Genomic DNA, 13,398 nt, shown 5'->3' with positions numbered 1-13,398 from the left:
CTTAGAAGCAGCCACCCTTTAAAGAAAGCGTAATAGCTCACTAGTCGAGTCGGCCTGCGCGGAAGATGTAACGGGGCTCAAACCATACACCGAAGCTACGGGTATCACTTAGGTGATGCGGTAGAGGAGCGTTCTGTAAGCCTGTGAAGGTGAGTTGAGAAGCTTGCTGGAGGTATCAGAAGTGCGAATGCTGACATGAGTAACGACAATGGGTGTGAAAAACACCCACGCCGAAAGACCAAGGTTTCCTGCGCAACGTTAATCGACGCAGGGTTAGTCGGTCCCTAAGGCGAGGCTGAAAAGCGTAGTCGATGGAAAACAGGTTAATATTCCTGTACTTCTGGTTATTGCGATGGAGGGACGGAGAAGGCTAGGCCAGCTTGGCGTTGGTTGTCCAAGTTTAAGGTGGTAGGCTGAAATCTTAGGTAAATCCGGGATTTCAAGGCCGAGAGCTGATGACGAGTTACCCTTTGGGTGACGAAGTGGTTGATGCCATGCTTCCAAGAAAAGCTTCTAAGCTTCAGGTAACCAGGAACCGTACCCCAAACCGACACAGGTGGTTGGGTAGAGAATACCAAGGCGCTTGAGAGAACTCGGGTGAAGGAACTAGGCAAAATGGCACCGTAACTTCGGGAGAAGGTGCGCCGGTGAGGGTGAAGGACTTGCTCCGTAAGCTCATGCCGGTCGAAGATACCAGGCCGCTGCGACTGTTTATTAAAAACACAGCACTCTGCAAACACGAAAGTGGACGTATAGGGTGTGACGCCTGCCCGGTGCCGGAAGGTTAATTGATGGGGTTAGCTAACGCGAAGCTCTTGATCGAAGCCCCGGTAAACGGCGGCCGTAACTATAACGGTCCTAAGGTAGCGAAATTCCTTGTCGGGTAAGTTCCGACCTGCACGAATGGCGTAACGATGGCGGCGCTGTCTCCACCCGAGACTCAGTGAAATTGAAATCGCTGTGAAGATGCAGTGTATCCGCGGCTAGACGGAAAGACCCCGTGAACCTTTACTATAGCTTTGCACTGGACTTTGAATTTGCTTGTGTAGGATAGGTGGGAGGCTTTGAAGCGTGGACGCCAGTTCGCGTGGAGCCAACCTTGAAATACCACCCTGGCAACTTTGAGGTTCTAACTCAGGTCCGTTATCCGGATCGAGGACAGTGTATGGTGGGTAGTTTGACTGGGGCGGTCTCCTCCTAAAGAGTAACGGAGGAGTACGAAGGTGCGCTCAGACCGGTCGGAAATCGGTCGTAGAGTATAAAGGCAAAAGCGCGCTTGACTGCGAGACAGACACGTCGAGCAGGTACGAAAGTAGGTCTTAGTGATCCGGTGGTTCTGTATGGAAGGGCCATCGCTCAACGGATAAAAGGTACTCCGGGGATAACAGGCTGATACCGCCCAAGAGTTCATATCGACGGCGGTGTTTGGCACCTCGATGTCGGCTCATCACATCCTGGGGCTGAAGCCGGTCCCAAGGGTATGGCTGTTCGCCATTTAAAGTGGTACGCGAGCTGGGTTTAGAACGTCGTGAGACAGTTCGGTCCCTATCTGCCGTGGACGTTTGAGATTTGAGAGGGGCTGCTCCTAGTACGAGAGGACCGGAGTGGACGAACCTCTGGTGTTCCGGTTGTCACGCCAGTGGCATTGCCGGGTAGCTATGTTCGGGAAAGATAACCGCTGAAAGCATCTAAGCGGGAAACTTGCCTCAAGATGAGATCTCACTGGGACCTTGAGTCCCCTGAAGGGCCGTCGAAGACTACGACGTTGATAGGCAGGGTGTGTAAGCGCTGTGAGGCGTTGAGCTAACCTGTACTAATTGCCCGTGAGGCTTGACCATATAACACCCAAGCAATTTGTGAACTCGAAAGAGGCCAGATTGCGGTGTGTGAAGACGACACGAACCGAAAGTTCGAGGCTGTTCACAAAGCAACACACAAACTATCGCATACCCATTTGCTGGAACGTGACCGCAAGGCACGCGCCGGCTACCGAATTTCTTGACGACCATAGAGCATTGGAACCACCTGATCCCATCCCGAACTCAGCAGTGAAACGATGCATCGCCGATGGTAGTGTGGGGTTTCCCCATGTGAGAGTAGGTCATCGTCAAGATTAAATTCCGAAACCCCTATCTGCTGACGCAGGTAGGGGTTTTGTTTTAAGTAGAAGTCATCGATTTTCACTGGCTCGTTGCTGTTGAACGGGCTGGTCACAGAATTTCTTGACGACCATAGAGCATTGGAACCACCTGATCCCATCCCGAACTCAGCAGTGAAACGATGCATCGCCGATGGTAGTGTGGGGTTTCCCCATGTGAGAGTAGGTCATCGTCAAGATTGAATTCCCAGAACCCCTGTCTGCTAACGCAGACAGGGGTTTTGTCGTTTTGGGCCGGTAATCGGATCGTGCCCTCTGATTGCTGTCGACGCCCGGCAAACCCCGGGGTCGTTGCTATGCTGAGAGAGTCGGGGCACTGGCGAAAAGGGGCCTGCGACGTCACTGGTCATGGGGATTCCAATAATGAAAAACCCTTATGCTCCCGGCTTCTGGTGCGCTATTGCGGCGTTGATGCTGCTTTCGGCCACTTATTTCTATGGCGTCATGCTCACTCACCAGATCGATAAGGCGTTGCTCTTCCTGGATAGCGCGGCGGCGTTGATCGCTGTGATATCCATTGCAATTGTGGCCTGGGCATCGCTTCAGGGTCAGCGCATCAAGAAAAAACACCTTGAGCAGGGCAAGACGCTGGTCCTGATCTGGGACACCAAGGTCGCGCTCCGGAGGGTCGAAACGGTGTTCGATCGTTATTTCTGGGGGAGCTACTGGCAGCCTGGCCGCACGTTCCAGGAGGTCATGGGGGAGCTTACTGGCACCCCGCTGGAAAAAAGCCTCGAGGCGCTCAAGACCCAATGCGCCGCTTTGGACAAGCAAGTCACACAAGATGGCTGGCATTGGCTCAACAACGCCCGTGAGCTCTGTGACGTCGCTAACGCCATGGCCCGTGAGCGTTACCAACTGGACTTCTGCGATTCGCGCACAGAGTCATCAGGCGCGCCTGTGATCAATCGCGATTTTGAAGTGCTGGTGTACACCTGGACGGCACGGCTCAAGACATTTGACCATCAACTCGACGAGATTGAAGTCCAATATTCGTAGACCGCCTCGCAAGAATATTCTTTTCCCCCTTTAAACATTGGGCCCGCTAGGGCGCCTGATGGTAATCTCCCTCCACTTTACGGCGTCGAGCCACCCCCCTTTGCGGGTCAGGGAAGACGACGGCTTTCTTCAACCATGGATATCGATCGGGTCACTCATGAATAAATCAGCAAGCGTACTTCTAGGCATCGTTGTGGTTATCGGTGCAATCAGCGCGGGCGGCGCCTGGTACACCGGCACGAAGCTCGAAGGAGTGCTGAACACCGCTATCGTCGACAGTAACAAGCAGATGCAAACGGCCTTGGCCGGCTCCAATAGCACCGCTTCGATCGAACTGGTTTCCCTCGACCGTGGGACTTTCAGCAGCACCGCCCATTATCGCCTCAAGGGCGAAGGCGAGATATTTGGCGCAGAGCCGGTTGAGCTGCTGTTTGTCGACAACATCGAACATGGTCCACTGCCGTTTTCGCGCCTGATGACGCTCAAATGGCTGCCGGTCATGGCCACCAGCCATACCTCCCTTGAAAGAACGCCTCTGACCGAAAAATGGTTTGTCGCCGCCAAGGACCAATCGCCGCTCAAAGGTGTGGTCAACCTGGGTTACGACCAGTCCACCAACGGCACGTTCGAGCTGCTGCCCCTGGACACCAAGCTGGATGAACAGACCCAGCTCATCTTTTCCGGTCTGAAAATCGACGTGGCCGCCAGCGCCCAGGCGCAGAAGATCAAGGCAGACGGTTACATGGACAGCTTCAAGCTGACCACCGTCGCCGAAGACCAGACGCCGGTACAGGTTGAGGTGAACGGCCTGACGCTGGCCAGCAACCTGAGCAAAAGCCCTTACGGCTACTACATGGGTGATAACACCCTGCTGCTGACCAGCACCAAGGCCACCTTTGGTGAGCCGAAGTCGGTGGTGGGCATGAAGAACTTCGAGATGAAGAACAACAGCACCGAGACCGGCACCAGTGCTTCGGGGCGTGCTGATTACAAGATCGGTGAATTGTCGTACAACGATAAGTCCATTGGCTCGGCACAAATGGCAGTCAGTCTGAAGAACCTGGACATTCCGGCCACCATGTCGCTGATGCAGGTTTACCAGACCAAGCTTCAGCCCTACGAAAGAGCGGCTGCCGAAGCCGCTGAAGCGGGTGAGCCGGCTCCAGAGTTGAACCTGACCGAAGCTGAAGAAGCGCAGGTCAAAGCTGATCTGGAAAAACTCCTGGCTGGCGGCCCACAAGTCGCGCTGGAAAACCTGTCGTTCACCACCACCAACGGTGAAAGCCGGGCGAGCCTGGTCGTCGATTTCGCCAAGCCGCAATCCATGGACCTGCCACCCGATGAACTGGGCCGTCAGTTGCTCGCCCTGCTGGACTTCAACCTGAAAGTGTCCAAGCCGATGCTGGTGGACCTGATGACCGTGCAGGCGCAAATGGAAGGTCAAACCGACGCCAAACTGATCGCCGATCAGGCCACCGCCACCAGCGATATGTTCGGCGCCATGGCAGTCGGCACGGAACTGGCGAAACTTGAAGGCAGCGATGTGGTGACCAAGCTGCACTACGCCAACAATCAAGTTGATTTCAATGGCCAGAAAATGACCGTTGAACAGTTCACGGCGTTCGTCATGAGCAAGCTTGGCGGCGGCGTCGCCATTCAGTAACGGCTCAAGTAACACCCAAGCCCGGCCCGTGCATTGTGTACAGGCCGGGCTTTTTTTATCACGCCTATTCCTCTGGTGGTTCGACGTTATCCAGCGCCCGGTTTGCCTGCGACGCAACCGCTGCCACCGCTTCGGCAGCACCCTTGAGTTAGATAATTGAATTAACATCCAGCGTATAGGGTTTGCCGATGGCGTACCCGTGAGTACCACTGATCAATTCGATATCGTTATCCACAGTCGGCGCCATTGCCAGTTGTTCGGCGATCCTATTCTCCGGATGTACCCGCCAGCGGGCCAAGCTCCGAGCCAATCGGTCGGGTTGTTCCGACATGCTTCCATAAACGTCTTTTTCGCTGACTGACGCGGTACGTAGAGTGGCCAGACGAGCCCGGGTGGTTCGCATTCTGTCGATTTCGTGGGTGAGCGCAATGCGGACGGATCTTTCGCTACGCCCATTGGGAGCGCCCAGTGCTGCTAGGTAACGGTTTTCGTCGCGTAACTGCTGGGTGATTTGTTCCAATGCATTTGTTATCCACTCATATTCACGCCTTGTCACCAAGGTATCCCCGGACGCCTGCGCTTCTTGCCAGCGGCGTAACGTCGCCCAGCAAGCGGGGATATAGCTGGGAACCATAAAGTGATTACCGGTATGGAGCAGTTGAGAGACGAAAGAAGGGCGATCCGGCAAACCGTTTCTATGCTGAAGGGCTATCTCGCAGGCGACGTGTTGAGTGATGGTGTCGCAGGTAGGGGTCCACAGGATTGATGATTTCTCCTTACCACCGAACTCCACCGGCAGGAAGTGCCGCAATATGCCGTGGTGTTCGTAGTCCTCACCTGTCCAGTTGGTGATACCCGCGACGAAGACTGAAAGGCCGACCGGCACATTGGCGAACATCAGCGCCGCTCCTGTGCCATAAACACCTGCCTTGGTGTTCATCCAGCTGCCGGGCACGCTGGGTATTGGGTCATTGTGGTTGACCATGCGGTAGTGGACCAAGGGCTTGGCGTTTTCTATGAAGGTGGCATCAGCGGCCCGGGGCGCGCCGTACGTGTAGAGCTGGATGACGTAGCCCTCCGGTCTGCGACGCAGCATCTCGGAAAGTAACAACGCCACTGCTCCGCCTAGGCTGTGGCCGCAGATCAGCAGTTTTTGCCCTGTGTAGAACTTGTCCAAATAGCCCGTTGCGAAGGCTACTGCTTTTTTTGCAGCACCATAAAACCCTCGATGCACCTGGCCGGCACCTTCCTCAAACGGCACTTGGAGTGCATCGGCGTCGCGCAGGCTGTCGGGGATCATTTCCGAAGTACCGCGGACTGCAATCAGAATCAATTCGTCGTTGTGAGTGATAAAGGCCTGCGTATCAGTGCCCCGCACTCCGAGTTTGCGGTCGTCGAGAAAATGGATCTTGGCGGGATGTTCCTGATCTTCACCCAGTTCTGGGTTGTTGACGGCGTAAAGGACGGGATCGAATGGCACGATCTCCAAACGTTTGGAATAGGGCACATCCTCGTACAGCGGGTAGTAGGGTTTTGTTTGCTCTGGATCGAGCCTCCAAAGTTCTTCGAACTTGGCCAGCGCATTCGCGAACCAGTTCCCCACGCTCGGTTGTTGGATGAAGCTCACCGGTGTGTTGATCGGAAGTTGGTCAGGCATCTGGCCGAAAGGGCAGTAGGTCAAGGTTGAGAGAAGCGCCAGTTGGTACAAATTGAGCGCACAGAATTCTGGGGCAGTGGACAACATGGGCCGCAAGGCCCGCAATGGACGCACTTCCAGCACCGTGTGTTTTTGTGGCATCAAGGCTACGCCGTACTTGCCATGTTCGCTCATCAGGCGTGCCGGCCCGACAGGGTGAGGGTAATGGCGATAGACCTCGGGAGGCAGATGCGCGACGTGCTTGACCAGATGACGTACTTCCACTTGGAAAAAATCGCCCGCACAGGCTTGGGCTGGGTTTTCGCGGGTACGTTTGGCGTTAGGGTTCAGATAGTGTGTTTGCTCGGCTCGGACCTGGAGTTCGGTGATTTCGAGGGGGTAGTGATCCCGACGCTGAAGTTCTACATAGGGTTTTTCCTGCTCTTGATACCTTTGGTCAAAGACAAGGGCAATCGGTCCAGCGCAGTGATTTGTAACCTTGCCAAGACCCATGGCATCCAGATTTCCACGGTATTTTTGTCCTTCTGAATCGGTAGCGACATAAGCCAGTCCTGCATAAGGTTTGCCACAGCCAAACTCATCGACGAGCTGAAAACTGGTCCATTTGCCTCCCACAGGGCAGGTCAGAATGTCGCTGCTCAGCCTTGACTCCAGTTCCATTTGCAATGACGTCATACGCAGAGCTCCTTATTCCGTACAACCTGGGTAAATGGTGCATTTCCGTCCGTCAGGCATCTGAAAGCCACTGAAGTCTTTGTAATTGCCGAAGCAAAATGCACGTTGATCTTCGAAGTTCTCGCCCATGCAGCGCTTCCAACCATTAGGTACTTTCACCCAGGTATCGCCCATGTAGGGTCTTTCTTCATCTGCCAGGGCGATCTTCATCCTTATGGTTTTCCCCGGTAGCTGATCGAGGGTATATGCCGAGAAAGGGCGACCGCGACCGAGCTCTTTTTGTGGATTGGTTTTTTTGCAGTCGAGGATTTTTCTGAGAATGCGAGGCTTGCCAGAAGTACGGAATAACCACTGGCATTGACCGTAAAAGACGCTTTCACCCGCTTCGCTGAAAGTCCCCTTGTACTGCGCTTCTAACTCATCGCGTATTGCAACGCTGGCTGAGTCTCCACTGATATCACTCCAATCCTTGCCATAGGCCGAATTGATTTCGAGCTTGATTCGGTAGATCACCAGTGGGCAGCCGCTGACTTTTCTGTACAGCGCTATCTCTGAATTCGGCTGGTAGTGTTTGCGCCACTGCAGGTTGTACCCAACTTCTGTATTTCTGCCCCCGGGTACGGTGCAGGTTTGTCCTTTGGCAGGCACGTACACTGCGATAGCCTGATAGGCAAAGTCGGGCGGAAGCTCAGCTGTAAAAGTGAAAGTGTGCGGCTGTTTGCTCGCGCAACTTGCTGTCATCACCAAGCAGCTCAAACTTGCAACTCGTAGTGTCTGTTTCATCGTGGGGCCTCTCCTTGCCCAAACACCGTCATCAGACGCACCCGTTCAAAATGCTCGCCGGGGCTTTCAGATGGGTACGCTTGCCAGTGTGGCAACAGCATCTGGACGGGCGTTTGCAGGCTCTGAGTCAGCAAAAACTCCAGTTGTTCAGACGTCTGCCAGTACCAGGCCCCGGCTTGCTTGAGCGTGGCGCGCAGCCAGGCGTCCGGATCCTGTTGTTCGGCCAGTTTGGCGTAGGCCTGGACATGCTCGGCCAACAGGAAACGTCGTGCATTAATCAGGCGAGTCTGCATTGCTTGCCGTGGGGCAACAGGTACCTGCAGCCAAAGTGGCGTGTCAGGTACCGGATGCTGGCCCGGGGATGGGTTATTGGTGCTTTCCCAGCTCGTGCCTTGCCAGTAGCACACACTGATCGCCGGCCCGAGATAGGTTGGATAGGCTTCAATGGGTAGGTGCCTGAGCGCCCGGGCCAATACGCGATTGTCGTGAAAGCGATACAAGGCCTGATGAGGACGCTCTCCGAGTATCAACCGCTCACGCCAGTGTTCCACCACCAGGGACAGGTGCCCTTTGGGGCAACTGGCAAGCCACCCCCAGTGAGAGTCCGGCCGCTTGAGCAATTCGTTGATATTTGCATTGCCGGGGTGATCGAAAGCGAAGATAAAGGGGCCGACCTCACTGAGGTCTGCGACTGTGGTCTGGCCGTAGACACTCAGGTACTGGTCAGGTCGGCTGTTCTTTAGCAATGCCTGGCGCATCGGGTGTTCGTTCTCAGAGTCCAGCACAAGGCACAGGGCGTGGCCGAGGCGATGGTGTTCGATCAACCATTGATGAGGGAGTGAATGATTCATGCGGTGGCTCCGGTAGGGCAGATACCCTCGCGGCAAGCCTCGCAGATCGGACAAAAGTTCAACCCCACTGCTTTACTCGCCGTCATCAGGGCGCGTTGGGTGGAGGCAAGCACCGGAGGTTGGTTCAGCAGCGAAGCAAAGGGGACCGTCAATCCAGATTTGAGTGCCGAGGCGGTGGCGCCTGGCAGTGGTGCTCCGCCGAACTGGATTTCACTGCTGCTGTGGATGCCGCTGTGGTCGATCACAAGGTGCTGGCCCCCGGCACTTAAACTGAGGATCGCGCCTGCTTGCAGGACCAGATGGGCGCCTGCCTTGATATGCACTTGCTGCCCGGCTTCGACGACCAGCGTGTGCTCGACGTTGGTGTGCCGGTTGGCGACGTGCAGGTAATCGTTGCCGTCGACCTGGATTGTGCGGTTGGCAGCCGTGCTCCGATGTTCTTCGGCTTGGAGTACGGTGATGCTGTTGCCCTTAATGGTCTCCCGACGCTCGTTGCCCACCTCCAGCCGACTGTCGTGTTCTATCTTCTGCTCCATGTCACGTTGGGCGCGCAGGTAGATCAGCTCCCGCCCTTCTCGATCTTCCAGATGCAATTCGTTGAAGCCCTGACCGTTCGGCGAGCTGCGAGAACGAAACACCGTGCGGCTTTTGTGCGCGGGCAATGGGTAAGGCAAAGGGTTGGCGCTATTGGTCAGGCATCCGCTGATCAAGGGTTGGTCGGGGTCGCCCTCCATGAAGGTCACCAGCACTTCCATGCCTACCCTTGGGATCGTGACACCACCGTAGCTGTTGCCTGCCCAGCTGGATGCAACACGCAGCCAGCAGCTGCTGCCGTCATCGAAGTGTCCCGCGCGGTCCCAGAAAAACCTGACCTTGACCCGGCCATGTGTGTCGCAGTGGATGTCTTCACCTTCAGGGCCGGTGACGATTGCCGTCTGACTGCCCGACACGCGTGGTTTTTGATAAGCCCATCGCGAACGGAAGATCGCATCCCAAGGCGTGGCAACAAAGCGATTGCAGTAGCCTTGATTGAAGTGACCTTTATTTGTATCGATGTTGCTGGTGATGCTTTCTTCCAGCACCTGCGGCTGTTTGCCTTGGTGATGCACTTCGGTCAGCAACCATAGATCATTCCACTCCTGGCGGGGATGCTCACACAATGTCAGGAAATGCCCAGTCGCCAAGGTCGGTTGGTTACTCTTGCCTTCGGCCTGGCGGTAGTCGGCGCGATGGCGTTCCAAGGCCCGCCGACTCAGTAACTTGCCGCGCTCTTCCTGGGTAAACCCACCCGGATAGTCATAAGCCTCCAGATCTGGCCGGATTTTGTCGATGTTTGGTTGGCAGGCGCTCTCCGGGAGGAACGTGGCTTTCTTGAAATCATAGTCACGGCGAGTGACCCGGCTTGTTCGGGTCTCCAGCCTCAGACCAAAACGCTGAATCACCGGTTCGTCGTAAACCATGCCGCTGTCATGTTTATAAACAGTGGGTGGTCAAGTCGGGGAAACACGGTCTGATCATCACCAAATATCAGGTGATGGCCTGAAGCACTGTGTTGGAAGTGATAGTGCAAGCCTTCTTCGTGACACAGCCGCTCAATGAAGTGCAAGTCAGACTCTTGGTACTGAACGCAATAATCACGCGGCGGATATTTTGCACTCAGCTGAAAGCGATGAGTGTCGCTGAGAACGCCATGCTCCTTGAGGATCAAAGCGATTATCTGTGGGACGCTGAGGTGTTGAAAAATGCGCTGGTTGGTGCGGTGCTCCAAGTAAGCCAGTCGTGGAACCAATTTTATCTTGTAATGAACCAAACGCTTGCCGGAGTCACCTTGTACAACGCGATGTATTAACCCGTGAACACCGGTTTCCTGTTTATTGAATGCGAGAAACGCTTGCTTGTTTAACAGGTGCTCAAGGTTCATGTCCTTTTGCTCGCTGACGAGTTCAACGTCGAACGAATACGGCCTACTGATGGCTTCGTAACCTTTAAAGGCCAAGACCTGGAGATCATGGTCAAGGTCAGGGATTGTGAGGTGAAAATTCGAGGGGGCTATGGCGGGGGGCATTTTTCGTCCTTGGAATGTGGCTTTGGCTCCTGGTCACATTATTGAAGCAGCCCTGATGGGCAAGAGCGTCTGCACCTGCAAAAAAAGAAAAGGATGTAAGAATTTTCTCTGGAGTAAAGCGGCAATTGATAAGGAAATAATTTGAAGTGTTTTGTCGTGGAGTAGCGGGTACCCCAATTCGACTAGAGAGGCATAGGCTTCAGGGGTTTTGAAGGTGAGACCTGTTTTTTGTCCTCGAAAAAAAGCGAAGTTTCCTACTTTTTTATTGTTCAAGGTTTGGCATTCTTGGTGGCGTTCGGATGGTTGCACATCGATGCGATGTTTTCATGTGGGAATATGTATTGGGGAGAAATCTCCTACAAGTCGGGTCGAACTTTATTCCTTGAGTAGTAATGCCCACAACTATCTATGTAATAACCGAATCATTCTTAACCGGATCGTGAATGTCGTATTCTGAAAAGCTGTCCGCCCATTATCTTGCTCTCGCCAAAACTCCTGTTTTCAATGGAAGTTTCGGAGGGGCGGACGTGCGTTTTTCAAATGAATACGAAGCCTTGGAAAGCGAGCTGAGCAAAGCCCAGTCGATGCATGAAGGCGGTCAGGTCGACTGGCTGAAGGTCGTGGAACAAAGTGAAGCGCTGTTACGCACCCAGTCGAAAGATTTGCGAGTGGCAACCTGGTTGACGTGGGCGTTGTACCAACGCGAATCCTTCCAGGGGCTGTTAGCCGGTCTTGGCCTACTGCAGTACTTGTGTAAAAACCACTGGTCCGAGATACACCCAACCAAGGCCCGAACCCGTGCCGCCTGCATCAGTTGGCTGATACCACGCCTGGAGCAGGTGTTGAACGATGATGTTGCGGTCAAGGAGCAATTGCCGTTGTTCCGCCATCTGGCGGAGCAGCTTGAACGTCTCGATGCCGCCTGCACTGTTCACTTGGCTGATGATGCGCCTCTGCTGTTGCCGGTGTGCCGACGACTCAAAAATATGGTCCAGCGTGTCACCGACAACCAGCCACAAACCGGTGCCGTTGGGGCGGTAATGGCCCAGGTGAAGCAAGCAGCTACCCAGTTGTTCACTCCCGGCGCTCCGATCGAAAACGAAAAAGAGGCCCACAAGGCTCTACGCGCCCAGCAAGAGGGTGCCCGTCCGTTATGTACTTGGTGGCTCAAACAAAAGGTTACAGATGTTCGCGCCCTGCGCCTCAATCGCACTTTGCTCTGGCTTGCTATCGACATCATGCCCGAACGCAGCGCTGAACAGATCACCCTTCTGCGCGGGATACCGACGGACAGACTCAAGGCTTATCGGGACAGCCTCCAACAGGGCAACTACGCGGATCTGCTGGTGGATCTCGAGGCCAGCCTGGCGAAGGCTCCCTTCTGGCTTGACGGCCAGAGGTTCGCCTGGGAGTGCCTGCAAGGGCTGAATGCTGAGCCGGCCATGCGGGAGGTGGAAATCCAGCTCGCGTTGTTCATTCAACGCCTGCCGGGTGTTATCGAATTGCGCTGGCATGACGGTGTACCGTTTGCCGATCCGGCCACCCGGGCCTGGATCGCGGCCCAAGTCTTGCCCCACCTGCAAACCCCCTGCGCCCCACCCAAGGCCGATGTCTCTGACAACCATGCATCGTGGGAGCTGGCACTGGAAGAGGCCCACTCAATCCTGCGCAAGGATGGCCTCAAACCTGCCGTCAGATTGCTCAGGCTCGGGATGCAAAATATTCATGGTGCGCGCGAGCGTTTCCTCTGGCGGTTCGCTATGGCTCGCTTGTGCTTCTCAGCCAAGAAATACGAGCTCGCCAAGGTCCAGCTCGAAGCCCTTGATCAGACGCTACAACACCCGGACTTGAATGTCTGGGAGCCCGATCTTGCGTTACAGGTGCTGCATTTGTTGCACAACTGCTACGAATTGTTGCCCCAGAACCACGCCGTGCGTGATTGCAAGGAAGAGGTCTACCGCAGGTTGTGTCACCTCGACCTAGAGCGGGTAATCGAATAGGCCCGCAGGTCCCAATCGTAAGGAGAAATATCATGGCCAAAGAAGGCTCGGTCGCTCCGAAGGAGCGAATCAACGTCACTTTCAAACCCGCCACTGGTGGCGCTCAGGAGGAGATTGAACTGCCGCTGAAACTGTTAGCTATCGGTGATTACATCCACCGAAAGGACGAACGCAAGATCGAGGAACGTAAGCCCATCAGTATCGACAAGATGACGTTCGATGACGTATTGGCCAAGCAAGAGCTGAGTCTGACCCTGAGCGTACCGAATCGCCTTCAAGAAGAACGCGACACCGAGGAACTGTCCGTACAGCTGCGCTTGAAGTCGATGAAGGATTTCAATCCTGCGAGCCTGGTCGGTCAAGTGCCAGAGCTCAAGAAACTGATGGAACTGCGTGAAGCATTGGTAGCCCTCAAGGGGCCGCTGGGTAACGCACCGGCATTTCGCAAAGCCATTGAAGGGGTACTCGCCGATGACGAATCCCGTAGCCGCGTACTGGGTGAGCTAGGCCTGGACGCCTCAGCCCCGGACGTTTGACTCTCTCAGCC

8 protein-coding genes, 3 rRNA genes and 1 pseudogene (1 of these 12 cut by a window edge) are annotated in these 13,398 nt (G+C 55.0%); 7 read left to right on the top strand and 5 right to left on the bottom strand.

From position 1 onward, the window contains the following. The 5 genes from QNH97_RS28330 to QNH97_RS28310 form a co-directional block, all read left to right on the top strand. Positions 1 to 1,838 (top strand): 23S ribosomal RNA (locus tag QNH97_RS28330); it begins 1,054 nt to the left of the window's first position. A 159-nt stretch (positions 1,839 to 1,997) separates the two neighbouring features. Continuing rightward, a 5S ribosomal RNA gene (gene rrf, locus QNH97_RS28325) occupies positions 1,998 to 2,113 on the top strand. 108 nt (positions 2,114 to 2,221) lie between these two features. Further along, positions 2,222 to 2,337: ribosomal RNA gene (gene rrf, locus QNH97_RS28320) — 5S ribosomal RNA — on the top strand. Positions 2,338 to 2,521: 184 nt separating this feature from the next. Beyond that, a complete protein-coding gene (locus QNH97_RS28315; protein ID WP_283554870.1) occupies positions 2,522 to 3,157 on the top strand; it encodes an NADH:ubiquinone oxidoreductase subunit N in 636 nt (211 codons plus the stop codon). A gap of 157 nt (positions 3,158 to 3,314) precedes the next feature. Continuing rightward, the gene (locus QNH97_RS28310) at positions 3,315 to 4,820 is read left to right on the top strand and encodes a YdgA family protein (RefSeq protein WP_283554869.1); all 1,506 of its coding nucleotides are present in this window, start codon (positions 3,315 to 3,317) and stop codon (positions 4,818 to 4,820) included. A gap of 148 nt (positions 4,821 to 4,968) precedes the next feature. Here QNH97_RS28310 and QNH97_RS28305 read toward each other — a convergent pair whose 3' ends face one another. From QNH97_RS28305 to QNH97_RS28285, 5 genes and pseudogenes are all read right to left on the bottom strand, one after another. Further along, entirely contained in the window at positions 4,969 to 7,152 is a 2,184-nt protein-coding gene (locus QNH97_RS28305; protein ID WP_283554868.1) for a lipase family protein, read from the bottom strand. 12 nt (positions 7,153 to 7,164) lie between these two features. Then, the gene (locus QNH97_RS28300; protein WP_283554867.1) at positions 7,165 to 7,935 is read right to left on the bottom strand and encodes a hypothetical protein; all 771 of its coding nucleotides are present in this window, start codon (positions 7,933 to 7,935) and stop codon (positions 7,165 to 7,167) included. Beyond that, entirely contained in the window at positions 7,932 to 8,786 is an 855-nt protein-coding gene (locus tag QNH97_RS28295; RefSeq protein ID WP_283554866.1) for a DUF4123 domain-containing protein, read from the bottom strand. The genes QNH97_RS28300 and QNH97_RS28295 overlap by 4 nt, the downstream gene beginning before the upstream one ends. After that, positions 8,783 to 10,851 (bottom strand): annotated as a pseudogene (locus QNH97_RS28290) (type VI secretion system Vgr family protein). Before QNH97_RS28290 ends, QNH97_RS28295 begins: the two are co-directional and overlap by 4 nt. Before the next feature lie 33 nt (positions 10,852 to 10,884). Continuing rightward, positions 10,885 to 11,124, bottom strand: coding sequence for a hypothetical protein (locus QNH97_RS28285; protein ID WP_283554865.1), 240 nt, complete (start codon positions 11,122 to 11,124; stop codon positions 10,885 to 10,887). Between the two features lie 170 nt (positions 11,125 to 11,294). On the opposite strand from QNH97_RS28285, the gene tssA reads away from it, so the two are divergent. Both tssA and tssB read left to right on the top strand, forming a co-directional pair. Next, the gene (gene tssA, locus QNH97_RS28280) at positions 11,295 to 12,851 is read left to right on the top strand and encodes a type VI secretion system protein TssA (protein WP_283554864.1); all 1,557 of its coding nucleotides are present in this window, start codon (positions 11,295 to 11,297) and stop codon (positions 12,849 to 12,851) included. A gap of 32 nt (positions 12,852 to 12,883) precedes the next feature. After that, a complete protein-coding gene (gene tssB / locus QNH97_RS28275) occupies positions 12,884 to 13,387 on the top strand; it encodes a type VI secretion system contractile sheath small subunit (protein WP_283554863.1) in 504 nt (167 codons plus the stop codon). The last annotated feature ends 11 nt before the right edge of the window (positions 13,388 to 13,398 follow it).

The sequence above is a fragment of the Pseudomonas sp. G2-4 genome (assembly GCF_030064125.1).
Lineage (GTDB): Bacteria > Pseudomonadota > Gammaproteobacteria > Pseudomonadales > Pseudomonadaceae > Aquipseudomonas.
Note: the sequence above shows the minus strand (reverse complement) of the source record. Positions and strands in the feature narration are given on the sequence as shown.